This is a genomic window from Marinithermus hydrothermalis DSM 14884 (assembly GCF_000195335.1).
In the GTDB taxonomy this organism is placed as follows: Bacteria; Deinococcota; Deinococci; order Deinococcales; family Marinithermaceae; genus Marinithermus; species Marinithermus hydrothermalis.
Map to the genome: position 1 here is coordinate 790057 of NC_015387.1, position 25352 is coordinate 815408.

A 25352-nucleotide genomic window follows, 5' to 3' on the forward strand; every position below is an offset into this window, starting at 1 on the left:
TATGACGCGTGCGGTGACGGAGATCGAAAACCTCGCTATCAACGCGATTCGCTTCCTCGCGGTGGACGCGGTGGAGCAGGCCCAATCCGGCCACCCGGGGGCCCCCATGGGGCTGGCGCCGGTGGCGTACGTGCTGTGGCACGAGTTCTTAAAACACAATCCCCAGGACCCCACCTGGCCGGACCGTGATCGGTTCGTGCTTTCGGCGGGGCACGCTTCGATGTTGCTATACAGCCTGCTGCACCTGAGCGGGTACGACCTGCCCCTGGAGGAGCTTAAGCGGTTTCGTCAGTGGGGCTCCAGAACTCCGGGGCACCCCGAGTACGGGCACACGCCGGGCGTAGAGGTCACCACGGGTCCCTTGGGGCAGGGGATCTCCACCGCGGTGGGGATGGCCCTGGCGGAGAAGAAGCTCGCCGCGGAGTTTAACCGCGAGGGGCTCCGGATCGTGGATCACTACACCTACGTCATCGCCTCGGACGGGGACCTGATGGAGGGGGTGGCTTCGGAGGCCAGCTCCCTCGCGGGGCACTGGGGGCTCGGCAAGCTGATCGTCATCTGGGACGACAACCGCGTCTCGATCGACGGGAGCACCGACCTGGCCTTCCGCGAGGACGTCCTGCAGCGGTACGCGGCGTACGGGTGGCACACGCTCCGCGTGGAGGACGGCAACGACCTCGACGCCCTCCGCGACGCGATCCGTAAGGCGCGGGCCGAGACCGAACGCCCCACGCTGATCGCGGTGCGGACCCATATCGGGTACGGCAGCCCCAAGCAAGACTCCGCCGAGGCCCACGGCGCGCCCTTAGGTCCGGAGGCCGTAGCCGCGGCACGTGAGGCGCTCGGCTGGCCGTACGCGCCGTTCGAGGTGCCCGAGGCAGTGTACGTGCACATGCGCCAAGCCGTGGAGAAGGGCATGGCGGCCCAGGAGGTTTGGGAGCAACGGCTCGAGGCCTACCTGGAGCGTTTCCCCGAGCTCGGGACGGAGTTCGTGCGTCGCGTGATCGAACGCCGCCTGCCCGAGGGGTGGGATGCCGAGATGCCGCGGTTTACGCCCGGAGCGAAGGTCGCGACGCGCAAGGCGAGCGGTCAGGTGCTCGCGGCGATCGCGCCGAGACTGCCTGAGCTCGTGGGGGGGTCGGCCGACCTCACGCCTTCCAACAACACGCAAGTTCCCGGGATGGAGGACTTTACGCCTGAACGCCCCACGGGCCGCTACGTGCACTACGGGGTGCGCGAGCACGCGATGGGGGCGATCATGAACGGGCTCTGCCTGCACGGCGGGTACCGACCGTACGGCGGCACCTTCCTCATCTTCTCCGACTACATGCGCCCCCCGGTGCGGCTCGCGGCCTTGATGGGCGTGGCGCCGATCTATGTTTGGACGCACGACTCGATCGGGTTAGGGGAGGACGGCCCCACGCACCAACCGGTGGAGCACTTGATGGGGCTTCGGGCAATGCCGAACCTCTGGGTGATTCGCCCGGCCGACGCGACGGAGGTCCCGTACGCTTGGAAGCTCGCCTTGGAGCGCACCGACGGCCCGGTCGGGATCGTCCTGACCCGCCAGGGGCTGCCGGTCATCGACCGGGAACGGTACGCGGCTGCGGAGGGCGTGCTCCGGGGCGGGTACGTGCTCGCGGACGCACCCCGACCGGACGCCGTGATCGTCGCGACCGGAAGCGAGGTGCACCTGGCGCTCGCCGCGCGCGAACGCCTGCAGGCGGAGGGGGTTGCGGTGCGGGTGGTGAGCCTGCCTTGCTGGGAGGTGTTCGAGCAGCAGGATGCGGCCTACCGCCTCGAGGTCCTTCCCCCGGAGGTGCCCACGCTCGCGGTCGAGGCGGGGGTGGCCTTGGGTTGGGAGCGCTACGCGGACGCTGTGGTGAGCCTCGAGCGCTTTGGGGCTTCGGCGCCGGGAGGCGTGTTGTTTGAACGCTTCGGGTTTACGGTGGAGCGCGTGGTAGCCCGTGTGCGGGAGTTGTTGGGGGCGGCGCATGGTTAGTTTGCTTCTGGCGTTGACCTTGACCTTTGCCATGTTCGGCGGCGTGATCTTTGTGCTTTCCCTGCAACCTGAGGGGGCGAACCCTCGGGTGGCCTACGCCTTTTGGGGATTGGCCCTCCTCGCCCTTTTGGGGGCCTGGCTGGCGCGCTGAAGGACCTTGGGCGCTTCTTAACGGAAGCGCCCAAGGCTTGCTTGTTGCCATGGGAGGGGCGAGGCACCGTAGAATCTAACCGTGCCAAAGCGAGTCGTTAGCGTTTCAATTGGTTCTTCTAAGCGGAACGCTCGAGCGGAGATCGAGGTCCTGGGGGAGACCTTTATCCTCGAGCGCATCGGTACCGACGGCAGCTTCGAGAAGGCCATCCAGCTCATCCAGGAGCTTGACGGGAAGGTGGACGCCTTCGGTCTGGGCGGGCTGGATCTGTACCTGTACGCGGCGGGGCGGCGCTATGCGATCCGGGACGCCCTGAAGCTCGCTCGAGCTGCGAAGAAAACGCCGGTCGTGGACGGATCGGGCCTCAAGCACACCCTGGAGCGGCGCGTGGTGCAACAGCTCGACGAGACCATCGGATGGCGGGGGCGCCGGGTGCTGATGACCGCGGGCGTGGACCGGTTTGGGATGGCGGAAGCGTTTTGGGAAGCGAAGGCTGACGTGCTGTATGGGGACTTCATCTTCGCTTTAGGGCTTCCGATCCCCCTCCGCACGCTGACTAGCCTGCAACTCTTGGCGCGTGTGCTTCTGCCCGTCTTCACGCAGCTGCCGTTTAAATGGCTGTACCCGACGGGGAGCAAGCAGGAAAAGCGCGTGCAGGACTGGCGCCGGCGGTATTATGACTGGGCGGAGGTGGTGGCGGGGGATTTCCTTTACATCAAGCGGTTCATGCCGGACGAGATGCACGGCAAGATCATCCTGGCGAACACCACCACGAAGGAGGATGTGGAGGAACTCCGCGCGAAGGGCGTCAAGGCCCTGATCACCACCACCCCCCGCCTCAACGGCCGGAGTTTTGGAACGAACGTGATGGAGGCCTTCTTCGTGGCGCTCGCGGAGCGTTTTCCGTTGAGTGAGGCGGATTACCTGCACTATATCGAAGCGTTGGGGTTGAAGCCGGAGATCACGGAGCTCAACCCGTAAAATAGCAAGGACGGAGGTTTGCGGATGATCAGCGTGACTGAACTGCGACCTGGAGCGAAGGTAGAAATGGACGGCGGCCTGTGGGAGTGCTTGGAGTACCAGCACCAGAAGATCGGGCGCGGCGGCGCGAAGGTGGTCGCCAAGTTCAGGAACCTCGAGACCGGCACCATCATAGAGAAGACCTTTAACTCCGGGGAGAAGCTCAAGGACATCTTTGTAGAGGCCCGGGAGATGCAGTACCTGTACCCGGACGGGGACAGTTACGTCCTGATGGATTTGGAGACGTACGACCAGTACCCCGTTCCGGCCGGGGTGATGGGGGATGCGGCGAAGTTCGTGAAGGAAGGCATGACGGTGATCGCCGACGTGTATAACGGGCGCATCATCAAGGTGACGCCCCCTACTGTAGTGGAGTTGCAGGTCGTGGAGACGCCGCCCGGCGTGCGGGGCGACACGGTTTCGGGAGGCTCCAAGCCCGCGACCCTCGAGACTGGCGCCGTGGTGCAGGTACCGCTGTTCATCGAGAGTGGTGAGGTGATCCGGATCGACACCCGTACGGGGGAGTACGTCGGACGGGCCTAGGCTCGAGCTGCGCAGCGTGTGAGGAGAGGTGATCATGAACCCGAAGGAGATCAAGCAAATCCTTCAGGCGATGGTGGACGCGGAGGCCTCGGAGCTGACTTTGGAAACCCCGGATTACAAACTCACCGTGCGCAGGGGGGCGCCGGCGGGGGAGGGCGCGCCGCAGGTGGTGCCGGTCCCGGTGCAGCCCCAGCCGGCGCCTGCCGCACCCGCGCCGCAGGCCCTGCCCCCTGCGCCCGCGGCGCAACCGGCGGCTCCGGAGGCGGCCGCGGCGCAGCCGGAAGCTCCTGCGAAACCCGAGGAGAAGGGCACGGAGAGCGAGTGCCCGAACTGCGTGGAGATCACCGCGCCCATCGTGGGTACCTTCTACCGCGCGCCGGCCCCGGACGCGGAGCCTTTCGTGAAGGAAGGGGACCGGATCGAGAAGGGGCAGGTCGTGTGCATCATCGAGGCTATGAAGCTCTTTAACGAGATCGAGTCCGAGGTCTCGGGGATCGTGCGTAAGGTCCTGGTGGAAAACGCCGAGCCGGTGGAGTACGGCCAGCCTTTGTTCCTGATCGAGCCCGCGTAAGGAGCGGCCTATGTTCAAGAAGGTTCTTATCGCGAACCGCGGCGAGATCGCGTTGCGCATCATCCGGGCGGCGCGCGAGCTGGGAATCAAGACGGTCGTCGCGCACTCCGAAGCAGACGCCCAGTCGTTGCCAGTGCTGCTCGCGGACGAGGCCATCTGCGTGGGGCCGCCGCCCTCCGGGCAGTCCTACCTCAACATCCCTAACATCCTATCCGCGGCGATCGTGAGCGGGGCCGACGCGATCCACCCCGGGTACGGGTTCCTCGCGGAGAACGCCCAGTTCGCTGAGATGTGCGCCGATCACGGGATCACCTTCATCGGCCCTACCCCGGAGAACATGCGCGCTTTGGGGGACAAGGCTACCGCACGCCGCGTGGCGCGCGAGGCGGGCGTGCCGATCGTGCCGGGCACCGACGCCCTGCAGTCGGTCGAGGAGGCCCTCGAGGCGGCAGCCGAGATCGGGTACCCCGTGATCCTCAAGGCCTCCGCGGGTGGGGGCGGACGCGGCATGCGCGTGGTGCACACCGCTGAGGACCTCGAGCGGGCCGTGCAGCAGGCCCAGGAGGAGGCTCGAGCCGCGTTCGGGAATCCCGAGGTGTACCTGGAAAAGTACATCGAGGAGCCCAAGCACGTCGAGGTGCAGGTGCTGGGCGACGGGCAGGACGTTATCCACCTTTGGGAGCGCGACTGCTCCATCCAGCGCCGGCACCAGAAGCTTTTGGAGGAGGCGCCTTCGATCCTGCCGGAAGCGGTGCGTAAAGGGCTCGTGGAGTCCGCGGTGCGCCTCGCGAAGCACGTGGGGTACACCTCCGCGGGGACCCTCGAGTTCCTGGTGGACCGGGAGGGGAACTACTACTTCATCGAGATGAACACCCGCATCCAGGTGGAGCACCCGGTCACGGAGATGGTGACGGGGGTGGACCTGGTCAAGGAGCAGTTCTTGATCGCCGCGGGGGAGAAGCTTCGCTTTAAGCAGGAGGAGATCCCGCTCGTGGGGCATTCCATCGAGGTGCGGGTGAACGCCGAGGATCCCGACCATAACTTCCGTCCCGCGATCGGTACGGTGGAGACCCTCTTGTGGCCGGGTGGCCCGGGGGTGCGCGTGGACTCGCACCTCTTCGCGGGGTACAAGATCCCGCCGCACTACGACTCCTTGCTGGGGAAGATCATCGTGTGGGCCGAGACCCGCGAGGCGGCGATCACGCGCATGCAGCGTGCTTTGGCGGAGACCGTGATCGACGGTCCGGGGCTCAAAACCACGATTCCCTTCCACCAGAAGGTGCTGGACAATGCCTTCTTCCGTCGTGGAGCGGTGTACACCAACTTCGTGGCCCGCCGTATGAGCGAGTAACGCCTGAGGGGTTAAGCTGGGAGCATGGTGGATTACGAACTCTCCGAGAACGCCCTGGTAAGCCTAGTGCACCTGAGCCTGGAGGGCCTCGAGGGCGTCCAGCTGGCCGCGCCTGGCGCGCGCAGCGTGGGGGACGTGCTTTCGGGGCGTCGCGCCAAGGCGGTGCGGATTGAGCGCGGCGAGGAGGGCCTGACCGTCGAGCTGAGCTTAGTGGTGGCGTACGGGAAGCCCATTCCCGAAGCAGCCCGCCAGGTGCAGCGCGTGGTGACCGACACGCTTTCCGCGACTACAGGCCTCAAGGTGAACGCGGTGAACGTCACGGTGGTGGATGTGCTGTTGAAGGAGGAGCATGCGGCGGAAGGCTAGGGAACTCGCGTTCAAGGTGCTGTTTGAGCACACCCTGGGCGCGGTGCCGCTCGAGGAGGCCTGGCGGCACGCGACGGAAGGGCTGGTGCTCGAGGATGATGCGCCCTACGGGGACGTGCTCGACGTGGAGGGCCTGACCTTTGCGCGCCGCTTGGTCGAGGGGTATGTGGCCCAAGCGGAGGCGGTGGACCGCGCTTTGGAGGAGACGATCGAGGGGTGGAGTTTCGGTCAGATGGCGCGGACCGACCTGACCGTCCTGCGCCTTGCGGCTTACGAGATGCTGTACGAGCCCACTCCGTACGCCCCGTTGATTGAGGTGGCAGTCAAGATCGCAAAGAAGTACGGCGGTGAGGACTCGGGGCGTTTCGTGAACGGGGTCTTGGGGCGTTTGAAGCGACGGATCGACGCTGGCGAGCTGGAGGCGGTACCGAAGGAGGACTAGGGTGGCGCGGTGGTTGCGCGGTGACGTGGTCGCGGAGGCGGTGTACGCCGAGGTGCGCGCGCGGCTCGAGCGCCTCGCGTTCGTGCCGCAGCTGCGGGTGATTCGGCTGGGGGAGGACCCGGCCTCGGTAGCGTACGTGCGGCTGAAGGACAAGCGCGCTCGAGCGCTGGGGTTGGAGAGCCGGGTGCACGCCTTGCCCGAGGCGACCTCGCAGGAGGCGTTGCTGGACTTGATCCGGGAGCTGAACGTCGACCCTGAGGTGGACGGGATCCTCGTGCAGCTGCCTCTTCCGAAGCACATTGACGCGGAGCGGGTCCTCGAGGCGATCGATCCCGCAAAGGACGTGGACGGGTTTCACCCGGTGAACGTGGGGCGGCTTTGGGCGGGCGGGGCGGCCCTCGTGCCGTGCACGCCGGCCGGCATCGTGCGTTTGTTGCGCCACTACGGGGTGGATCTTGCCGGGCGGGAGGTCGTGATCGTGGGGCGCAGCAACATCGTGGGCAAGCCCTTGGCCGCGTTGATGCTGCGCGAGAACGCGACGGTGACCGTGGCGCACTCGCGCACGCGGGATCTCCCGAGCGTCACGCGGCGTGCGGAGGTCCTGGTGGCCGCGGTGGGGCGCGCGCACTTCATCACGCCGGATATGGTGCGGGAGGGTGCCGTGGTGGTGGATGTGGGGATCAACCGCACCGAGCAAGGGCTTGTGGGGGATGTGCACCCCGGGGTGGCCGAGGTGGCCCAGGCCTTGACCCCGGTCCCGGGCGGGGTGGGGCCGATGACGGTGGCCATGCTGCTCTATAACACGGTGCAGGCGGCGGTGCGCCGTAGGGGATGAGCGAGCTTCTCGGCAACCAGATCCTGTGGACGGCCCTCGCGGCCAACGTGATCGCCCAGAGCCTGAAGCTCGTGATCTATTACCTGATCAACGGGCGATGGGAGTGGGAGCGCTTTTTAGAGACGGGGGGCATGCCCTCCTCGCACTCGGCCACCGTGGCGGCCGCGGTGGTGGGGGTGGGGTTGACCGAGGGGTGGGGCAGCCCCTTGTTTGCCGTGACCACCGTCTTCGCTCTGATCGTGATGTACGACGCGACGGGGATCCGGCGGGCCGCGGGACGGCAGGCGGAGCTTTTGAACGATCTGGTCGAGGAGCTGCAGGTGGTGCTGCACGAGGGGTTCAAGCCCGAACCCTTGAAGGAGCTTTTGGGGCACACCTACCTGGAGGTCGCCGTCGGCGCGCTCCTTGGCGGCGTGGTGGCCTGGGGAAGCTTTACCTTGTGGTAGCTAGCGCGGGGGGTGGTGTTGTTGCCGCATCAGGTACCGGTAGGTGTAGAGGAGCAGCCCAGCCTGCCCGATGGGGAAGAGCAGTACGGCGAGCCAGGCCCACGCGAGCGGTAGTACGCCCTGGAAGGCCAGGAGCTGGGCGAGCCCCACGAGCATAAGGACGAGAGCGGTGCCCACGAACACGCGGCCCACGAGGGGGCGGGCGGCCCAGTAGACGAGGCCGACGTTGAGCAAGCTGAATAGGAGCAGGACGATCCAGAGCAGCGTGAGTAGGTTCACGGTTCCGTACCTCCGCCTCGAGTCTGCAACACCCGCGAGGGGTTTGTGAAGCCTGCGCCTTAAGGGGCGTGGGGGGTGGGGAGTGTAGACTTAGATACTAGAGGACGGGTAATATTGTACCGAGTATAAGTTTGGGGGGAAGAGATGCTCACACCGCTTGAGAAGATCTTGTTCCTTCTGTTGGCCGCAACCTCCTTTTACTTCGCCGGGATTGGGTTTCGCCGCGTGTACCAAGCGATCGCGCGCGGAAAACCAGAAAACCGCTTCGATCGCCTCCCCGAGCGAATAGGGCAGGCGCTCTGGGCGGTGCTGACCCAGCGCACCGTCTTCAAAAAGCGGCCCCTGATCTCCTTCCTGCACGCCTTGGTCTTTTACGGGTTCGTCTACTATCTCCTGGTGAACCTGGTGGACGCCCTCGAGGGGTTCTTCCCCCTTCACGCCCGCGGCGGATTGTGGAACCCGTACAACCTGATCGCGGATCTCCTGACCGCCGGTATCCTCGTGGGGATCGTGGGCCTCATGATCCGCCGTTTCCTGGCGCGCCCTGCCGACTTCACCTTCGGTCCCAAAACCCCCCTTCACGAAGCGGTGAAGGACGGGATCCCGCGCGACTCCGCCATCGTCGGCGGATTCATCTTCGTCCACGTGGGTTCGCGCCTCCTTTCCAAAGCCGCCCAGGCCGCCGACCAGGGGCCGGACCCGTACCAGCCCATCGCTTCCTGGATCGGGGGGGCGCTCGCCGGGCTGAACCCCGGCACCATCACGCTCCTCGAGCACCTCTTCTGGTGGGGTGCGCTCGGCTCGATTCTCGCGTTCTTGCCGTACTTCCCGCGCTCCAAGCACATCCACCTCTTCATGGCCCCGATCAACCTGGCCCTCAAGAAAGAGAAGCCGGGCGCGCTCGAGCCCATCGACTTCGAGGACGAGTCCATCGAGCAGTACGGGGTGGCGAAGCTCGAGGACTTCTCCTGGCCGCGCCTTTTGGACGCGTACAGCTGCATCATGTGCAACCGCTGCCAGGAGGTTTGCCCGGCCTACACCACGGGCAAGGCCCTCAGCCCGGCCGCGATCCTCATCAACGAGCGGTACGAGCTGAACCGGATCCTGCCCGGGTTCGCCGCCGGGGAGGAGAGCCCCCGGCCCCTCTTGGAGTTCGCCTTGAACGAGGAGGCGCTCTGGGCGTGCACCACGTGCAACGCCTGCGTTGAGGTTTGCCCCGTGGGGAACGAGCAGATGCTGCACATCATCGACGTGCGGCGTGAGCGGGTGATGATGCAAGGGGAGTTCCCCGCCGAGCTGGCCAACGCCTTCCGCGGCATGGAACGCAACGGGAACCCCTGGGGGATCGGGCAAGAGAAACGCATGGAGTGGGCCGAAGGACTGCCCTTCGAGGTCCCGACCGTGGAGCAGAACCCGGATGCGGAGGTGCTCTACTGGGTGGGGTGCGCGCCAAGCTACGATCCCCGCGCGCAGAAGATCGCGCGTAGCATGGCCGAGATCCTGCACGCCGCCGGCGTGAACTGGGCGGTGCTAGGCAAACGCGAGAAGTGCACCGGGGACGCCGCCCGCCGGGCGGGGAACGAGTACCTCTTCTACCAGCTCGCGACGGAAAACGTCGCGACCCTGAACGAGGTACAGCCTAAGGTGATCGTCACCACCTGCCCGCACTGCTTCCACACGATCGCCAACGAGTACAAACAGTTTGGCGGCGAGTACACGGTCCGGCACCACACCGAGTTCATCCAAGAGCTCATCCAGACCGGCAAGCTCAAGGTAGAGGCCCTCCTGGACGAGAACGTGACGTACCACGACCCCTGCTACCTGGGCCGGCACAACGGGGTGTACGACGAACCCCGGCAGGTGATCGCCTCCTTGGGCCTCCAACTCGAGGAACCCCAGCGGCAGCGCGAGAACAGCTTCTGCTGCGGGGCGGGCGGCGCGCAGTTCTGGAAGGAGGAGGAGCCCGGCGCGGAGCGCGTCTCCGCGAACCGCTACCGGGAACTCAAGGCCACCGGCGCCAAAACCATCGCGACCGGGTGCCCCTTCTGCTTGCAGATGTTCACCGTGGAGACCACGAATGACGAGGCCGAGCCCCTGGCGGTCAAGGACATCGCCGAGCTGGTCGCGGAGGACCTGCGCAAGCAGAAGGAGGCGATGGGCACCGGAGCGCAGGCCTAGTGAAGCCGGACGCACACCGGGGTTCGGGGCTTGGGTATACTGGGCGCCATGAGTGACGCGACCCCTGCCGTGCCGACCAAGGAGCAGGTGATCGAGGCCCTTAAGGTGGTCAAGGACCCCGAGATCCCCGTGAACGTCGTGGATCTGGGGTTGGTGTACGACGTGGAGGTGAGTCCCGACGGCGTCGTGGACATCCAGATGACCCTCACCGCGATCGGCTGCCCCGCGCAGGACATCGTCAAGGCCGACGCGGAACTTGCCGTGATGCGCCTCGAGGGCGTCCGGGCGGTCAACGTGGAGTTCGTGTGGAACCCGCCCTGGACCCCGGAGCGCATGACCGAGGACGGCAAGCGGCAGATGCGCATGTTCGGGTTCAACGTTTAGCCCTACCTCCGCCCACCCCTGAATGGGCCCGCGGGTACCCGCGGGCCCGTTTTCACGCCCGAAGGCAGTAGAGTGAAAGTATGTTGTTTAACCGTGAAACGCTTTTATCCCTGGAGGAGAAGACCCTAGCGCCCTACGCGATGCGCGCCAGCGCGACGCGCGGCCGGGCCTACCCGGAGGAGGAGTCCACCTACCGCACCCCCTTCCAGAAGGACCGCGACCGCGTCGTGCACACCACCGCCTTCCGCCGCCTCGAATACAAGACCCAGGTCTTCGTGAACTACGAGGGTGACTACTACCGCACCCGCCTCACGCACACCCTCGAGGTCGCCCAGGTGGCTCGTTCCCTCGCGCGGGCGCTCGGGCTGAACGAGGATTTGGCGGAGACGATCGCGCTCGCGCACGACCTAGGGCACCCGCCGTTCGGGCACGCGGGGGAGCGGGTGCTGCACGAGCTTATGGAGGACCACGGGGGGTTCGACCATAACCAGCAGTCCTTGCGCATCGTGACGCACCTCGAACGCCGCTACCCCGGGTTTCGCGGACTGAACCTCACCTGGGAGACGCGCGAGGGGATCGTCAAGCACGAGACCGCTTACGATATCCCCTCGGCCGAGGGGTATGAACCGCACCTCCGCCCGACCTTGGAGGCCCAGATCGTCAACCTGGCCGACGAGATCGCGTACAACGCCCATGACCTGGACGACGGGTTGCGCAGTGGCTTGCTCGAGCCCGCGCAACTCGAGGAGGTGCGGGCGGTGCGGGAGCTGGCGGCTTCTTTGGGGATCCAGCTGATTTCACTGAGCGAGTTTGAGCGCCGCGTGTTGATCCGCGAGTTCATCGGCTGGATGATCACCGACGCGATTCACGCGACGCACGCCGCCCTGGAGCAGGCCGGGGTGCGGTCGTTGGAGGATGTGCGGCGCTTCCCCGCGCACTTGGCCACGTACTCGGAGGAGGTGCGGGGCTTGCTGGGGGAGTTGCGGGACTTCCTGTACCACAAGTTGTACCGCCACTACCACGTGATGCGGCAAATGGGCAAGGCGCGCACCGTGCTCGAGCGACTGTTCTCAGCGTACGTCGAGATCCCGGAGATGCTGCCGCCCACGGTGCAGCAAGCGGTGGAGGAGGAAGGGTTGTACCGCGCGGTCTGCGATTACATCGCAGGCATGACCGACCGGTTCGCTCTCGAGGAGTACGCGCGGTTGTTCGACCCTTACGGCCGCTGATTTTTCGGGGCCGCGGCCGGCTCCGGCTTGGGGTTGCGCCACAGGGCCAGGCCGCGGATGGGGGCGTATACTGGGAGTTCCGGCAAGGGCGTGCCGTCCGGCGCGAAGCGGCGCACCACGTGCGCGCCCCGCCGCGCGGCGTACACGATGCCGTTCTCGTCCACCACGATATCCACCAGGCTCGAGGGATCCTCGCCTTCCCCTAGGGGCAGGGCGTACCCTCCCACGACCTTGCCCTCGTGCGTGATCTTCCGGATTTTTTGCGCGTCCGCGTCGAAGATGTACACGTGACCCGCATCGTCGATGCCGATCCCGCCGATCCGGCGTAGCTCGTTGGAGTCCTTGCTCTTGCGGAAGGCGTAGCGCGACAGATACTGGCCCTCGAGGGAGAGCCGCTGCACCTGCCGGTTCCCGTAGTCCAAAACGTATAGGAAGTGACGGCCGGCGACGATCTGCCGCGGGGTGTCGAACACGCCGCGGCCAGCTCCCTTCCCCCCGAACCGCGCCACGGGCTGGCCGTTCAGCTCGAAGCGATGGATCATGTGGGTTTCGCCGTCCAGAACGAACAGGTCCCCGCTGGGGCTGACCGTAAGGGCGACCGGGTACACGAACTCCCCGAGCTTCATGCCGTACGGACCGAGCGAGAGCGTGATCCGCCCTTCGGGGGAGAAGCGGTGCACCATCCGGGTGTTGTGCGACCCGTACTCGAAGACGGTGATCCACACGTTCCCGTCCGGATCGGTGGCGATGTCCAGGGGCGGGGAGGCGAACATCCCCTCGCCGGTCCCCACGCCGGAGAAGAGGCGGGCGGGCGTGCCGTCGAGCTCCATCAGCCGGATGGAGCCGCGCTTGGCCTCGGCGGCGATCGCGAGGTACCAGGCTTCCGAGAGGCCGCGCGGCTCCTGAGGGTCGCGCTCGAGCTCCTGGATGACCTCGTCCAGGCTGGGCCGTTTGTCGGGGTCCTTGGCCAGCATCCGCATGATGAGGTCATTGATGGACTTGGGGATCTCGGGGTTGAGCTGCTGGGGGGGCGTGGGCACCTGAAAGATCTGCTGGTGCACCACCGACTCGTACCCCCCCTGGAACGGAGCCTGGCCGGTCAGCACCTCGTAGAACACGATCCCTAAACTGTAGATGTCACTACGGTGATCGATCCGCTGCCCCTTGGCCTGTTCGGGGCTCATGTACACCGGCGTGCCGATCCGGGCCCCGGTGATGGTGAGCCGGGTCAGCACCTTGCCCGCCGCGATCCCGAAATCCATCAGGCGCACCCCGGCGGGGTCCAGGGTGCCGTCGTCCCGAATCGCGCCGCGCAGCACCATGATGTTGCCCGGCTTGATGTCCCGGTGGATGATGCCGTGCTGGTGAATGTGCCGCAACGCGTCCGCAACGCGCCGCATGACCTGGATCGCGACGCGCATCGAGAGGCGGCGGTCCTCGATCAACCGGTCCAGCCCCTCGCCGTCCAGGTACTCCATCGCGATGTAGTGGGTTTCGCCGGAAGCCCCGTGGTCAAACACCTTGACGATGTTGGGGTGCTCGAGCCGCTGCAGCACCTCGGCCTCGCGGTGGAAGCGCCGCACGAAACGCGGGTCCCCCACGAACTTCTCCTGAGGGATCTTGAGGGCTACGATCCGCCCGTCGATCTTACGGCGCGCGCGGTACACGGAAGCCATGCCCCCGATCCCGATGCGCTCTAAAAGCTCGTACTTGTCCTCTAGGCCGCTGACTTCGGCTGGGGTTTTGGTCGATGCGCGGGGGGTTGGTCGGGGGGCTCGTTTCCGCTTGGGGAGGGGGCGTCGGCCGCGCGGGCGTGGTGGGGAGAGGGCTGCGGTGGCCCCCAGCAGGAAAAGGCTCACCGGCCCCCAAAGGGCCCCCTTGACCAGGTATAAAAGACCTACGCTGCTCATGAAGCTGAGTCCGAACAGTACCCCTACGCTGGGCAGGGAACGCCGCAGTAAAAGGGCTACGGAAAGCCCGTATAGGCTGAGGGTTAGGAGTACCGCTGTCATCGTATCCGCACCGTAACCACCGTGATGTTGTCCGTACCGCCGCGCTGAATGGCTTGGCTGATCCAGTAATCCACGGCGGCTTGGAGATCCTTGTGCTCGAGGTCCGCCAACCACTCCTCGGGGGGCACGAGGTTGTAAAGCCCGTCTGTGGCGAGGATGTAGGTTTCGCTCCGCATCACGTGCAGCGGAATCAAGTCGGGCGTGGCTTCAGGAATTCCTAGGGCTCGGGTAAGAACGCTGCGCCACGGGTGAGTTTCGGCTTCTCCGGGGGTCAGTACCCCGTTTTGAACTTGTTCCGCGACCCACGAGTGGTCCTGGGTGAGTAGGGTCAGGTCACGCCCGTTGTAGCGGTACGCGCGGGAGTCCCCGATATGCCCAATCACGCCGTTGTAGTTCCACTCGCTGACGAGCAGAGCGGTCAGGGTCGTGCCCATCCCTTTGCGTTCTGGGTGGGCTATGGCGTCTTGGAGGATGCGCCGCTGCGCGAGCTGGAAGCCCTTTTCGACCACCCGCTCGAGGGGCACCGCAGGCCTGCCGGTGTGCAGGTGTTCCGCGTACGCCCGCACCGCTTGGTGCAGGCTTTCGATGGCGATCTTGGAAGCGAACTCCCCGGCTTTGGCGCCCCCCATCCCGTCGGCAACGGCGAGCAAGATCAGGTTGCCGCGCGGCGTGGGGTAGACGCTGGCCCGGTGAAAATCCTCGTTGTTGCGGCGAACACGGCCGATGCTGGAGGCGGTGGCGAGTTCAAAACGGTGAGTCAGGCGCATAACTCCTCCATAAGGCCTCACGCTTATAATACCTTTTGCATGGAAATCGGGTTGGGAGAACTGCTGGAGTTGTACGAGTACAAGGTTGAGGATCTGCTCCACGGACGCGAGCCTAAGGGGGGACGGGCTTCGGTGCGGCGGTTACGCCAACTGATCCTGAGCCGTGCGCCGACGGGGTATTGGGGCAAACGGTTCCGGGAGATTGACCGTCGCTACAAGGCCCTCCAAGAAAAGGCGCCCCCCTCCGCGCCTCCTGGGCACTCGTCCTTGGACCTCGGGGTCATCGAGATTCCAGGGGAGGAGCCGCCCGAGGGAGCTTCTCCGGAGAAGGAGGTTTTGGACGCCTTCGCTGAGGACGTGTACTGGCTGCGCCTCAAGCGCGAGATGACGCGCACCGCCCGGACCCTCGTGAAGGGGCAGCGCTACGAGCTGCGCCTGGCGTACGCCTTCATCCAGAACTTCGAAGCGTACGCGGGAAGCGAGACCTTTAAGCGGGATTTCAACCTCTCCCGCTTCACCCCCTCCCACCCGATCCCCGCGTTTTCCGACCCCCTCGCGGCCTTTGACGACGAGGAGGTAGCGGCTGAAGTGCTGCTCGAGCTCTTCCGGGTGGCTATGCGCTTAAACCTCACGGAGGGGTACGGCCTGCAACTACCCGCGGAGGAGACCGTACCTGCGCCGTTTTCTCCGCCGTTTGATCGAGAGTCCGGAAGGGTTGGTTGTGGGGCGCAACCCGCAAGGGCCGAGCGTGGCCGAGATCCGCCGGGCGCTCGAGGAGGCGCGCCGTAGCGCGATGACCCCGCACGAGCGGGCGGCCTTGATCCGGGATCTGGAGGCCAAACTGCACCGCGCCGCGGAGGAGGAGCGCCGCGCCCAGCTCGTGGTGGAGGAGGACCGGCGGCGGTTCCTAGCTGCGGCGGACCGCCTGGTGGCCTTGCTCCGCCGCTACCTACCCCCTCCGAAGGGAGAGGGCGCGTACCCGCACTTGCCGCAGCAGATCCTGGGGGGGGAGGACCCCGCGTTGCGCCTCGAGGCCGTCCCGGAAAAGGCCACGGTGTTGACGCTGCGTTTGATGCCCGTGCGGCTGCGGCTGGGAGGCGTGGACCTGGTGGTAGGGGAGGCAGGGGACGAGTACACGCTCAGCCTCGAGGGGGCGGATTACCCCTTGGTGGAAGGCGATCCGCTCGTGGTGCCGTTTGGCCAGTGGGAGGTGTGGGCCTTCCGGCGGGGGCGGTACGCGCACGTGCGCCTCGAGGTGCGGGAGGGGGCGCACCTCTCGCAGCTGCTGGTGGAGGGGCGGATCCTGGCGCACCTGGTGCATCCGGTGAAGGAGTACGCGTACCTGCGTTTGATGCGGGCCTTCTCAGCGCGCTTGAAGGGGCCGGTGGATTACCGTGCGTTTGGCTCGGAGTTAGCGCAGAAGTTTTCCGAGGTGCCTCTTGACACCCTGGAGGAGTTCGCCCGTAAAGGGCTCAAGGTGGTGCGGCAGCGTCTAGAGCGCGCACCGGCTGGGTTGCGGTACTTGGGTGAGGTGGGGGAGGCGTTAGGATTGGTTCAGGAAGCCAAGCATTTGCAGTCCCTTTTGGCGGACTGGTTAAACTACCGTCCCCCGACCCGGGAGACGATCGGCGGAGAGATCGGCACGGTGACCTTGACCGCGGAACCGGTCTCTATCGATGCGGGGAAGGTCGTGCTTTCCGTGCGTCAGGTGGAGGACGCGGTGTACGTGACCGTGGCGGGGCAGGTGCCCCGGCGGTTGCGGGACCTTTTGGTGTGGGCGTTTGCGGATCAAGCGGTGGTGATCGCGCGGGAAGGGCACCGGATCGCGCATGTGGTGCTGCCGATCGAGGGAGCGTGAGGCGCGGGAAGATCCCGTGGGGTGAGTAACTATGTTAATAGTGAACCTACTTTGTGTAAGGGTACCCGGTTGCGCGAGGTCGTAATGTTTTTGTTATACTGATGCCGTCTCATGTGGAGTGCGCTGAAGTATAAACGGTTCGCTTATCTTTTTGGGGCGTTACTGGCCTCCGAGGCGGCACACCGGTTCTACCGGATCGCCTTGCTCGTCATGGTGTATACCCTGACGGAGAACGCCTTGTGGGTCTCGGCGACGCTGGCCGCGCAGCTCCTGGCTAGCGTGCTACTAGGACCGATGCTTTCGGCCTGGGCGGACGCACGGGACCGCAAGGGGCTTCTCGCGGGCGCGGTGCTCGTCAAGGGCGGGGTGGTGCTCGCGGTGCTGCTTTTAGGCATGCGCCTCCCGCTTCTCCTGCTCGCCCTGGTCTTTTTGCTCGAAGGGGCGCGCAGTCTGTACCGCGCGGTGGTTCATGCCGTCGTGCCCGAACTCGTACCGGAAAAGCACATGGACGCGGCAAACGGCCTGGTGGTGTTTAGCGGCCGTTTCGCCGAGACGGTCTTCGTGGGGCTGGCGGGGGTACTGGTGGCGTGGGGCGGTGCGGAACTGGCCTTTGGGAGCAGCGCCGCGCTGTACCTGCTCGCTATGCTGCTACTCGCGGGGTTGCCGAGCCTGCCCTCCACACGCCCGGCCCAAGGCGGGTACTTCCAGCGGGTACGGGAAGGCGTTGGGCATGTGCTCACCCACCCCACCGTACGCCAGGTGGTCGGCACTCTGTTCGCCGCTGCGATGTTTGGTTCGGTGGAGACCGTGCTCGGCGTGGTGCTGGCGGTGGGCGTGTTGGGCGTGGGCTCCGCGGGGTTTGGGTTGATGGAGGGTGCGATGGCCTTAGGCGCCATCTTAGGGACTTTCATCATCCCGCACCTCACGAACCGCCTGCCGCGCGAACGGGTCTTCTTCGGCGCCTTGATCGTCTTCGGGTTGTTCGAGGCCTCGATTGGGGCCTTCCCGTTGTTTGCCTGGGTGCTCGCGGCCTACTTCGTATCCGGCCTGCTGAACGTGGCCTTCCTCATCCCGGCCCGTACGATGCTGCAGCTAAACACACCCAACGAGCTGCGCACCCGGGTGTTCGCGGCCTTCGCCGCGGTGATGGACACCGCGGTCCTGATCGGCGTGACGGCTGGGGGCGCGCTGGAGAAAGGCTTCGGCGCCCCCACGACCTTCGTGATCGCCGGCTTGAGCGTCTCGACCGTCGCCCTTATCGCCGCGGTTTTCGCCCGGCGCGCTACCCTTCCCGCACCCAGCGTGCCGCCTCCAGGGCGTAGTACGTCAGAATCACCTGAGCGCCCGCGCGGCGAAGACCCGTGAGGGCCTCGAGCACCACCCGTCGCTCGTCGATCCACCCGTTCAGGGCGGCGGCTTTGATCATGGCGTACTCGCCGGAGACGTGATAAGCCGCAATGGGCTTGGCGAAACGCGCCTTCAGCTCGCGCACCAGATCCAGGTAAGGCAGGGCCGGCTTCACCATCAAGAGGTCGGCCCCCTCGAGGTCATCCAGCGTAGCTTCGCGCACCGCGTCCCAGTACCCGGCAGCGGGATCCATCTGGTAGCTCGCCCGGTCCCCGAAGGCCGGGGCGGAGTCCGCGGCCTCACGGAAGGGGCCGTAGAAGGCCGACGCGTACTTCACGGCGTATGAGAGGATTGGGACGTGCGGGTACCCCGCGGCGTCCAGCGCCTTGCGGATGGCTGCGACCTGCCCGTCCATCATCGCGCTCGGCGCGACGATATCGGCCCCGGCCTTGGCTTGGGAGACCGCGGTTTGAGCCAGCAGCTCGAGCGTCGCGTCGTTATCCACGGTGTCACCCTGGAGGACACCGCAGTGCCCGTGCCGAGTGTACTCGCACAAGCAGGTGTCGGCCACCACGAGCAGGTCGGGGTACGCGGCCTTCAAGCGGCGGGTGGCTTCCTGCACGATCCCGTCCTCAGCGTAGGCGCCGCTTCCCTGGTCGTCCTTGGCCTCCTCAGGCAGTACGCCGAACAGGATCACCCCGCCCAGGCCGGCCTCGCGGGCCTGGCCCGCGATTTCCACCAGGCTTTCCAGGGAGTGCCGGTACTGGCCGGGCATGGACGCGATCGGCTCAGGGGCCGGCGCGGGGTGCACGAACAGCGGAAGAATCAGGTTGCGCGGCTCGAGGGTCGTCTCCCGAACCAAGCGCCGCAACTGCGGCGTAGTGCGTAAACGGCGTGGGCGTTCCATGCCCTAAGTGTAGTCCGCGCGCTGCTTCGTGGGTAGGGAACAACTGCCCCGGTGAGGGTGTGCGTGCGGTGCCTATAATGGAGGGCGGAGGGACGATGAACTTTCAGAAACTCATCAAGGAAGCGCAGAAAGCGCAGCGAAAAGCAGCTGAGGTGCAGGAGAAGCTCGCCCAGATGACCGTGGTGGGGTCCGCGGGCGGGGGGCTGGTCGAGGTCACGGCGACCGGGCAAGGTCAGATCGTCGGGGTCAAGCTAGACCCTAGGGCCGTGGATCCGGAGGACGTGGAGGCGTTGGAGGACCTCGTGCTCGTGGCGATCAAGGACGCCCAGGAGAAGGCGCATGCGCTCGCCGAGGAGGAGATGACCCGGCAGCTCGGCTCCGTAGGCCAGATGCTGGGAGGCCTTCTTTGAAGTACCCGAACGCGCTGTTGCAGCTGGTGCGTAGCCTCGCCCGCCTGCCGGGCGTAGGGCCCAAGAGCGCGCAGAAGCTGGCCTTGTACCTAGCCCAGCACGCCGAGGCGGCCGAGACGCTCGAGCAGGCCCTCCGGGGCGTACGGGAACGGGTGCGCCCGTGCGTGCGCTGCGGTAACCTCGCCGAGGCGGAGTTGTGCCCCGTGTGTGCGGATCCCGGCCGGGACCACGGGGTGATCTGCGTGGTGGAGACGCCGGGGGACCTCCTCGCGATCGAGAAGAGCGGGGAGTACAACGGAGTCTACCACGTTCTCGGGGGGGCGCTGAACCCGCTGGAGGGGATCGGGCCGGAGGACCTCCGAGTGGCGGAGCTGCTTGAACGACTTGAGGGCGTCCAGGAGGTGATCCTGGCGACCTCGATGACGGTCGAGGGAGAGGCGACCGCGGGCTACCTCGCCGAACTGCTCAAAGCCCGCGGCCTCCGCGCGACCCGGCCGGCCTACGGCCTGCCTGTGGGCGGCGCGCTCGAGTACGTGGATGAGGTGACCCTCGCTCGAGCTTTAGCGCACCGGCGTGCCTTCTCGGAGTGACCATGCGGGACTTTGAGCACGTTCTGAGCTCGCTGGTCGTGCGTATCGAAGGGGCGATCGCCGCTGCGGTTGGGGGGTTAGATGGCCTGTTGGTGGAGGGGTTTACCCGCCGGAAGGCGGTGGATCTGGCCGCGGCGGTGGCGGAACACGCTGGATTGCTGCGCTCTAGCCGTGAGGCGTACGCCGGTTCGCTTGGCGCGAGCCGGGTGCGGGAGTTGTGCGTGTGGTCTGACCAGCTGGTGGGGTACGCGCGATTGATCGACGAAGAGTACTTCTTACTCCTCTTACTCACGCCTGACGCGAACCTAGGGAAGACGCGGGTGGTCTCGAGTCAGGCCGTTGAGGCGTTAAAGGAGGTGTTGGGATGAGCTGGCTCGCGAGCCTCTCGGCCATGCCGTCGGTGGAACGCGCGGTGTTGACCGGCATGGACGGGTTGGTCATCGAGGCGGTAGGGCAACGGGGCCCGGATCCGCAGCTCCTCGCGGCGGAGCTGGCCGGCTTGATGCGCGCGATGGGCGGGGTGAGCCGGGCGCTGGGCGAAGAGCTGCGGCGCTTTACCGTGGCCACGGACGAGCACGAGATCCTGGCCGTTTGCTTCGGGCAGTACTGCTTGGGAGCCCTGATCCAGCGTGGCAGCGACCGTAAAGCAGTGGGCGCGGAGCTTTCCCGGCTAGCGTTGGTGCTGGCCGAGCGGTTGTAGGAGGTGTGGGGGTGGCCGTACGCGAGGTGCTGGAGGAACTCGGTGAGGTTCGGGGCGTTGAGGCGTGCGCCCTTGTGGGCGAGGACGGTTTCGTGATCGAGGGGATGCAGCGCGAAAACGCTCCGGAGGTGGACTTTCTTGGTGGAGCTGCGACGTCCGCGATGGCCTCCGCGCGCGCGCTGGCGGATCACCTGCAGCGTGGCGCGGTGGAGGAGGTGATGGTAGAGTACCCCGAGGGGCCGATCCTTTTGGTCCCGCTCGAGGTGGGTGAGAGCAGTTACATGCTCGTGACCCTGCTCGACTCGGTGCAGAGTCTGGGCCGCGTGCGTTTCCAGCTCAAGCGCGTGGTGCCCAGGTTAAGGGAGGTATTGGTGTGAACAAGGAGCTACGCTTGAACATCGATAAGGAGACCGCGCGGGGGCAGTACGCGAACGTGGCGGTGATCTCCCATACCCGCAACGAGTTCTTCCTTGATTTCGCGCTCGTGCAGCCGAGCGGCGACGCGATGGTCGTCTCCCGGATCCTGAGCAGCCCGCAACACGCGAAGGCGTTGTTGCGCTCCCTCGCGGAAAATATACGCCGTTACGAGGAGACCTTCGGCCCGATCCCGGAGCCGGTCGCGGGGGAAGGCGAGGCGTCGGCGTAACGCATATAAAACGCGCGGGGCAGGCTACGGCCTGCCCCGCGTTTCATTTGCACTCACACGCGCTTGAACAGCAGCGTTGCGTTTTGGCCGCCAAACGCGAAGGAATTGGACAGGGCGTACTCCACCCGCGCTTCCCGCGGCGTGTTCGGCACGTAGTCCAGGTCCAACTCCGGATCCGGCTCGTCGTAGTTGATCGTAGGGGGCAGCACGCCGTAGGCGAGGGCCTGCACCGTGGCGATAGCCTCCACCGCGCCCGCCGCGCCTAGGAGGTGCCCGGTCATGGACTTGGTCGAGGAAACCGCAAGACGGCGCGCGTGCTCCCCAAACACCCTTTTGATGGCCAGGGTTTCCACACGGTCGTTCAGCGGGGTGGAGGTGCCGTGCGCGTTGATGTACCCAACCGCGTCTGGAGCGACCCCTGCGTCCTCGAGCGCCCGTTGCATCGCGAGCACCGCACCTTTCCCTTCGGGGTGCGGTTCGGTGATGTGATGCGCGTCGGCGCTGCGCCCAAACCCCACAACCTCCGCGTAGATCCGCGCGCCGCGCGCCTTGGCCCGCTCGTACTCCTCGAGCACCAGGACACCCGCGCCTTCTGCGAGCACGAACCCATCGCGGCTTGCGCTGAAAGGACGGCTGGCCCGCTGCGGCTCGTCGTTGCGGGTGGAGAGGGCCTTCATCGCCGAGAACCCGCCTACGGCCATCGGGGTCACGGCGGCTTCGGCACCGCCCGCGATCATCACGTCCGCCTCGCCTCGCTGGATCATCTGGTACGCGGTCCCGATCGCGTCGGCTCCGGTCGCGCACGCGGTGACCACGGTGGAGCTTGGGCCTTGGAGCCCGTACCGCATCGCCACGTGCCCCGAAGCCATGTTCGCGATCATCATCGGGATAAAAAACGGCGAGAGCCGGTGCGCGCCCCGCTCGAAATAGACCTTGGACTGCGCCTCCCAGGTCTCAATCCCCCCAATACCCGAACCGATCAGGGTGCCGACTCGGGTCGGGTCCAGCGCCTCCAGTTCGAGCCCGCTGTCCTTGAGCGCGAGGTCCGCGGCGATCAGGGCGAGCTGAACGTAACGGTCTAACCGTCTTAGCTCCCGGCGCTCGAGCCACCGTTCCGGTTCCACGTCGACCTCACCGGCGATGCGTACCGGTAGGTTTGAGGCGTCGAAACGGGTGATGGTCCGGATACCGCTCCGCCCTTCGAGCTGTGCTTGGTGAAAGGCTTCCGCGCCGACGCCGATCGGCGTGACGGGACCCAGGCCAGTGATCGCAACCCTACGCATAAACTCAGTATAGCCGTGCGGCGAAAACGAGAGGCTAGGGGGCGGCGCACCGCTCCGTCGCTAGCCTCTCGGAAGGGGCTTAACCCAGCTTGCTCTCGATGTACTCGACCGCGTCCTTGACGGTCCGGATTTTTTCCGCGTCCTCGTCACTGATCTCCAGACCGAACTTGTCCTCGAGGCCCATGATGAGCTCAACCGTGTCCAAGGAGTCGGCCCCCAGGTCTTCGATAAAACGCGATTCGAGCGTGATCTGGTCTTCTTCAACGCCCAGCTTCTCAGCGATGACTTCCTTGACCTGTTCGAATACGTTCATCGCGTATACCTCCAAGGGGGGATTTTATCACACGGGGCCGGGCAGTACGGGCGGGGTTTCGGGTTTTGCCCCGGTTCAATTCACGCCTTAGTGCGGCGTGAGCCCGCCGTCGACGCACAGGGTTTGCCCGTTGATGTAGGCTGCGTCGTCCGAAACGAGGAAGGCCACGGCTTTCGCGACCTCTTCGGGCTTTCCGAAGCGCCCCATGGGGATGGATTTCAGGTACTCCTCCCGCACCTTTTCCGGGAGGGCTGCGGTCATGTCCGACTCGATAAACCCAGGCGCGATCGCGTTCACCGTGATCCCGCGGTTCGCGTACTCCTTGGCGACCGAGCGGGTAAACCCGATCAGCGCGGCTTTGGTCGCCACGTAGTTGGCCTGCCCCGCGTTCCCCAGGATGCCGGCCACGCTCGTGATATTCACGATGCGACCCCAACGCTGCCGGATCATGCGTTTGACGGCCTCGCGCGTGGCGCGGAACACCGCGGAGAGGTTGGTTTCTAAAACCGCGTTCCAGTCGGCGTCCTTCATGCGGATCAGGAGGGTGTCCCGGGTAATGCCGGCGTTGTTCACCAGCACGTCCAGCCCCCCGAGAGCCTCCGCCGCTTCGTTCACGAGCCGCGAGGCCGCCTCCGGCATCGCGAGGTCCGCGCCGATCACGGCGACGCTCGGTGCGCCGCGTTCCTGAGCTTCCTGAGCCACCTGCTCCGCAGCTTCCCGGTTGCGCCCGTAATGCACCGCGACGGCGTACCCGCGGCTAGCGAGCTCGAGCGCGATGGCTTTACCGATGCCCCGACTAGAACCGGTGATGAGCGCTTTGCGCATGCGTACCTCCCTTACTGAACTTCCGCTTGGATCGCTTCCGGCGTGGTGAGGGCGAAGGCCTCAGCTTCCGCCAGCGTCCGCTTGACCAGCCCGGTGAGCACGTTTCCTGAACCGAACTCCAGGAAACGCCGCACGCCGCGGCGCCAGAGGTCCTCCAGGGTCTCCACCCAGCGCACGGGTGCGGTCACCTGTTGAATCAGGAGATCCCGGATCCTCTCGGGGTCGGTCTCCGGAGCCGCGGTCACGTTCGAGTACACGGGGAAGACCGGCCTGCGGAACGCAACGTTCGCGACCTCTTCCGCGAGCCGCTCGGCGGCGGGACGCATCAGACTCGAGTGAAACGGCGCGGATACCTTCAGGGGAACGACCCGGGCCCGCGCGGCCTTAAGGGCCTCTGCGGCTTGCGCGACGCCTTCGGCCGTGCCGCTGATCACGGTTTGCTCAGGTGCGTTGAGGTTCGCGACCTCCACGCCCTCGAACTCCCGTACGATCGCCTCGACGGTGTCGCGCGGGACCTTGAGCACCGCGGCCATCGCGCCTTGGCCTACTGGGACGGCCTCCTGCATGAATTGCCCCCGCTTACGCACGAGGTGCAGGGCGACCTCGAGCTCGAGGGTGCCCGCGGCGACGTGGGCGGTCCATTCACCGAGCGAGTGCCCCGCGGCGTACGCGGGCAGGGGGGCACCCGCGCTGCGGTACGCCATCCAGGCGGCGTACCCTACGGCGAGGAGGGCGGGTTGTTGGTTCTCGGTGAGACGGAGGGCCTCCTCGGGGCCTTCCCACATGAGGTTAAGCAGGCCAGGCAGCGCGGCTTCGGCACGGTCGAGCGCTTCTCGAGCCGCGGGGAAGGTTTCGTACAGAGCCCGGCCCATGCCTACGGCTTGCGATCCTTGGCCTGGGAAGAGCGCGGCGTTCACGCTTCACCTCCGTACCAGGTCATGACGGTGGCCGCCCAGGTGAGGCCCGCCCCGAAAGAGACCAGGAGCAGATGATCGCCGTCTTGGATCTTGCCTTGGGAGAGGGCGTCCTTGAGGGCAAGGGGGATGGAGGCGGTGGAGGTGTTGCCGTAGCGGTCCAGGTTGACCACCACGCGATCCCACGGCAGCCCAAGGCGTTCGCGCGCAGCGTCGATGATGCGGTAGTTCGCCTGGTGCGGGATGAACAGGCTGATCTCTTCCGGGCGGAGGCCGGCCTTGTGGATGGCTTCGAGGGTGGCGGTGTTCATGACGCGTACAGCGAACTTGAAGACCTCGCGGCCGTTCATGAAGATCCCCTTGCGGCTGAGGGGGGTGCCGTCGGGAAGGTTAGGGGCCACGCACCCGTAGTGGAGCTCTTTGGCGCTGGTGCCGTCGGCTCCAAGGGCGAAGGCGCGGAAGCCGTAGCCTTCCGGGACCTTGCCGACGATGGCCGCGCCGGCAGCATCGCCGAAGAGGACCGCGGTGGAGCGGTCCTCCCAGTCCATAATCTTACTGAGCGCCTCGGCACCTACGACCAGCACTTTTCGCGCGATGCCCGCCTCGACCATGCCGTAGGCCTGGGAGAGGCCGTAGAGCCAGCCGGGGCATCCGGCGAGCAGGTCGTAGGCGGCGGCGTTTAGGCCGAAGTGCGCTTGGATCAAGCAGGCGGTGGCGGGAAAGAGGGCGTCCGGGGTGTTGGTGGCGGAGATGATCATGTCTACCCCGTCGAGGGCGGCCTGGCCGTGACGACGGATTAGGTCCTCCACGGCTTGGATGGCGAGCGTGGAGGTGTACTCGTTCTCGGCGGCGATCCGACGTTCCTTGATCCCCGTGCGGGTGGTGATCCACTCGTCCGAGGTATCTAAAAAAGTTTCAAGGTCCTTATTGGTAAGGACCTTGCTGGGAACGTAGGTGCCGAGGGCTACGAGCCCTGCGGCCAT

Annotated in this window: 31 protein-coding genes; 22 read left to right on the forward strand and 9 right to left on the reverse strand. The window is 66.1% G+C overall.

Annotation, left to right across the window (positions count from 1 at the left end; all coding sequences use genetic code 11):
- Position 1 precedes the first annotated feature (1 nt).
- The 10 genes from tkt to MARKY_RS04180 all read left to right on the forward strand — a co-directional run bounded on the left by tkt (position 2) and on the right by MARKY_RS04180 (position 7727).
- Positions 2 to 2002, forward strand: coding sequence for a transketolase (gene tkt / locus MARKY_RS04140; RefSeq protein WP_013703613.1), 2001 nt, complete (start codon positions 2 to 4; stop codon positions 2000 to 2002).
- Positions 1995 to 2153 (forward strand): hypothetical protein, encoded by a 159-nt coding sequence (locus MARKY_RS11865; protein ID WP_013703614.1) that lies wholly within the window; start codon positions 1995 to 1997, stop codon positions 2151 to 2153. The genes tkt and MARKY_RS11865 overlap by 8 nt, the downstream gene beginning before the upstream one ends.
- An 81-nt stretch (positions 2154 to 2234) precedes the next feature.
- Positions 2235 to 3134 (forward strand): hypothetical protein, encoded by a 900-nt coding sequence (locus MARKY_RS04145; RefSeq protein WP_013703615.1) that lies wholly within the window; start codon positions 2235 to 2237, stop codon positions 3132 to 3134.
- Positions 3135 to 3158: 24 nt separating this feature from the next.
- The gene (gene efp, locus MARKY_RS04150) at positions 3159 to 3716 is read left to right on the forward strand and encodes an elongation factor P (protein WP_013703616.1); all 558 of its coding nucleotides are present in this window, start codon (positions 3159 to 3161) and stop codon (positions 3714 to 3716) included.
- 34 nt (positions 3717 to 3750) lie between these two features.
- Complete coding sequence (gene accB, locus MARKY_RS04155; RefSeq protein WP_013703617.1) at positions 3751 to 4287, forward strand: acetyl-CoA carboxylase biotin carboxyl carrier protein; 537 nt, start codon at positions 3751 to 3753, stop codon at positions 4285 to 4287.
- Positions 4288 to 4297: 10 nt separating this feature from the next.
- Positions 4298 to 5638 (forward strand): acetyl-CoA carboxylase biotin carboxylase subunit, encoded by a 1341-nt coding sequence (gene accC / locus MARKY_RS04160; protein WP_013703618.1) that lies wholly within the window; start codon positions 4298 to 4300, stop codon positions 5636 to 5638.
- Positions 5639 to 5662: 24 nt separating this feature from the next.
- Positions 5663 to 6004: an Asp23/Gls24 family envelope stress response protein gene (locus MARKY_RS04165; protein WP_013703619.1), complete on the forward strand. Its 342-nt coding sequence runs from the start codon at positions 5663 to 5665 to the stop codon at positions 6002 to 6004.
- Positions 5988 to 6446 (forward strand): transcription antitermination factor NusB, encoded by a 459-nt coding sequence (nusB, locus tag MARKY_RS04170; protein ID WP_013703620.1) that lies wholly within the window; start codon positions 5988 to 5990, stop codon positions 6444 to 6446. The genes MARKY_RS04165 and nusB overlap by 17 nt, the downstream gene beginning before the upstream one ends.
- A 1-nt stretch (position 6447) precedes the next feature.
- Positions 6448 to 7281 carry a bifunctional methylenetetrahydrofolate dehydrogenase/methenyltetrahydrofolate cyclohydrolase FolD gene (gene folD, locus MARKY_RS04175; RefSeq protein ID WP_013703621.1) on the forward strand — a complete coding sequence of 278 codons (834 nt, stop codon included), beginning with the start codon at positions 6448 to 6450 and terminating at the stop codon, positions 7279 to 7281.
- Complete coding sequence (locus tag MARKY_RS04180) at positions 7278 to 7727, forward strand: divergent PAP2 family protein (protein ID WP_013703622.1); 450 nt, start codon at positions 7278 to 7280, stop codon at positions 7725 to 7727. Before folD ends, MARKY_RS04180 begins: the two co-directional genes overlap by 4 nt.
- On the opposite strand, the gene MARKY_RS04185 is transcribed toward MARKY_RS04180, so the two are convergent.
- Positions 7728 to 8006 (reverse strand): hypothetical protein, encoded by a 279-nt coding sequence (locus MARKY_RS04185; RefSeq protein ID WP_013703623.1) that lies wholly within the window; start codon positions 8004 to 8006, stop codon positions 7728 to 7730. It lies immediately after the preceding gene.
- Positions 8007 to 8150: 144 nt separating this feature from the next.
- Here MARKY_RS04185 and MARKY_RS04190 point away from each other — a divergent pair, with 144 nt between their 5' ends.
- The 3 genes from MARKY_RS04190 (at position 8151) to MARKY_RS04200 (ending at position 11797) form a co-directional block, all read left to right on the forward strand.
- On the forward strand, positions 8151 to 10184 hold the full coding sequence (locus MARKY_RS04190) for a (Fe-S)-binding protein (RefSeq protein WP_013703624.1): 2034 nt from the start codon (positions 8151 to 8153) through the stop codon (positions 10182 to 10184).
- Between the two features lie 48 nt (positions 10185 to 10232).
- Positions 10233 to 10568, forward strand: coding sequence for a metal-sulfur cluster assembly factor (locus MARKY_RS04195; RefSeq protein WP_013703625.1), 336 nt, complete (start codon positions 10233 to 10235; stop codon positions 10566 to 10568).
- 80 nt (positions 10569 to 10648) lie between these two features.
- Entirely contained in the window at positions 10649 to 11797 is a 1149-nt protein-coding gene (locus MARKY_RS04200; RefSeq protein ID WP_013703626.1) for a deoxyguanosinetriphosphate triphosphohydrolase, read from the forward strand.
- Here the strand turns inward: MARKY_RS04200 and MARKY_RS04205 are convergent.
- Both MARKY_RS04205 and MARKY_RS04210 read right to left on the reverse strand, forming a co-directional pair.
- Entirely contained in the window at positions 11785 to 13809 is a 2025-nt protein-coding gene (locus MARKY_RS04205) for a protein kinase domain-containing protein (RefSeq protein ID WP_013703627.1), read from the reverse strand. The genes MARKY_RS04200 and MARKY_RS04205 overlap by 13 nt on opposite strands.
- Complete coding sequence (locus MARKY_RS04210; RefSeq protein WP_013703628.1) at positions 13806 to 14576, reverse strand: PP2C family protein-serine/threonine phosphatase; 771 nt, start codon at positions 14574 to 14576, stop codon at positions 13806 to 13808. The genes MARKY_RS04205 and MARKY_RS04210 overlap by 4 nt, the downstream gene beginning before the upstream one ends.
- Positions 14577 to 14615: 39 nt before the next feature.
- Here MARKY_RS04210 and MARKY_RS11390 point away from each other — a divergent pair, with 39 nt between their 5' ends.
- The 3 genes from MARKY_RS11390 (at position 14616) to MARKY_RS04220 (ending at position 17799) form a co-directional block, all read left to right on the forward strand.
- The gene (locus tag MARKY_RS11390) at positions 14616 to 15365 is read left to right on the forward strand and encodes a hypothetical protein (protein ID WP_013703629.1); all 750 of its coding nucleotides are present in this window, start codon (positions 14616 to 14618) and stop codon (positions 15363 to 15365) included.
- Positions 15298 to 16434, forward strand: coding sequence for a hypothetical protein (locus tag MARKY_RS11395; protein WP_052297151.1), 1137 nt, complete (start codon positions 15298 to 15300; stop codon positions 16432 to 16434). The genes MARKY_RS11390 and MARKY_RS11395 overlap by 68 nt, the downstream gene beginning before the upstream one ends.
- Positions 16435 to 16545: 111 nt before the next feature.
- Positions 16546 to 17799: an MFS transporter gene (locus tag MARKY_RS04220; RefSeq protein WP_013703631.1), complete on the forward strand. Its 1254-nt coding sequence runs from the start codon at positions 16546 to 16548 to the stop codon at positions 17797 to 17799.
- On the opposite strand, the gene hemB is transcribed toward MARKY_RS04220, so the two are convergent.
- Entirely contained in the window at positions 17717 to 18688 is a 972-nt protein-coding gene (gene hemB / locus MARKY_RS04225; RefSeq protein ID WP_013703632.1) for a porphobilinogen synthase, read from the reverse strand. The genes MARKY_RS04220 and hemB overlap by 83 nt on opposite strands.
- Positions 18689 to 18783: 95 nt before the next feature.
- Between hemB and MARKY_RS04230 the strand changes: the two genes are divergently transcribed.
- Genes MARKY_RS04230 through MARKY_RS04255 form a run of 6 tightly spaced genes read left to right on the forward strand, consistent with a single transcriptional unit; the run spans position 18784 to position 21034 of the window.
- Positions 18784 to 19098, forward strand: coding sequence for a YbaB/EbfC family nucleoid-associated protein (locus MARKY_RS04230; RefSeq protein ID WP_013703633.1), 315 nt, complete (start codon positions 18784 to 18786; stop codon positions 19096 to 19098).
- The gene (gene recR / locus MARKY_RS04235; protein WP_013703634.1) at positions 19095 to 19688 is read left to right on the forward strand and encodes a recombination mediator RecR; all 594 of its coding nucleotides are present in this window, start codon (positions 19095 to 19097) and stop codon (positions 19686 to 19688) included. Before MARKY_RS04230 ends, recR begins: the two co-directional genes overlap by 4 nt.
- Positions 19689 to 19726: 38 nt before the next feature.
- Complete coding sequence (locus MARKY_RS04240) at positions 19727 to 20056, forward strand: roadblock/LC7 domain-containing protein (protein WP_342626875.1); 330 nt, start codon at positions 19727 to 19729, stop codon at positions 20054 to 20056.
- Positions 20053 to 20388, forward strand: a complete 336-nt coding sequence (locus tag MARKY_RS04245) for a roadblock/LC7 domain-containing protein (protein ID WP_013703636.1) — start codon at positions 20053 to 20055, stop codon at positions 20386 to 20388. The genes MARKY_RS04240 and MARKY_RS04245 overlap by 4 nt, the downstream gene beginning before the upstream one ends.
- Before the next feature lie 11 nt (positions 20389 to 20399).
- Positions 20400 to 20765, forward strand: coding sequence for a roadblock/LC7 domain-containing protein (locus MARKY_RS04250; protein ID WP_013703637.1), 366 nt, complete (start codon positions 20400 to 20402; stop codon positions 20763 to 20765).
- Entirely contained in the window at positions 20762 to 21034 is a 273-nt protein-coding gene (locus MARKY_RS04255; RefSeq protein ID WP_013703638.1) for a DUF3467 domain-containing protein, read from the forward strand. The genes MARKY_RS04250 and MARKY_RS04255 overlap by 4 nt, the downstream gene beginning before the upstream one ends.
- A 53-nt stretch (positions 21035 to 21087) precedes the next feature.
- On the opposite strand, the gene fabF is transcribed toward MARKY_RS04255, so the two are convergent.
- From fabF to MARKY_RS04280, 5 genes are all read right to left on the reverse strand, one after another.
- Positions 21088 to 22317, reverse strand: coding sequence for a beta-ketoacyl-ACP synthase II (gene fabF, locus MARKY_RS04260; RefSeq protein WP_013703639.1), 1230 nt, complete (start codon positions 22315 to 22317; stop codon positions 21088 to 21090).
- Positions 22318 to 22396: 79 nt separating this feature from the next.
- Positions 22397 to 22630 (reverse strand): acyl carrier protein, encoded by a 234-nt coding sequence (gene acpP / locus MARKY_RS04265; RefSeq protein WP_013703640.1) that lies wholly within the window; start codon positions 22628 to 22630, stop codon positions 22397 to 22399.
- A gap of 87 nt (positions 22631 to 22717) precedes the next feature.
- Positions 22718 to 23455, reverse strand: a complete 738-nt coding sequence (gene fabG / locus MARKY_RS04270; RefSeq protein ID WP_013703641.1) for a 3-oxoacyl-[acyl-carrier-protein] reductase — start codon at positions 23453 to 23455, stop codon at positions 22718 to 22720.
- Positions 23456 to 23466: 11 nt separating this feature from the next.
- A complete protein-coding gene (gene fabD / locus MARKY_RS04275; RefSeq protein WP_013703642.1) occupies positions 23467 to 24372 on the reverse strand; it encodes an ACP S-malonyltransferase in 906 nt (301 codons plus the stop codon).
- Positions 24369 to 25352 carry a beta-ketoacyl-ACP synthase III gene (locus tag MARKY_RS04280; RefSeq protein ID WP_013703643.1) on the reverse strand — a complete coding sequence of 328 codons (984 nt, stop codon included), beginning with the start codon at positions 25350 to 25352 and terminating at the stop codon, positions 24369 to 24371. The genes fabD and MARKY_RS04280 overlap by 4 nt, the downstream gene beginning before the upstream one ends.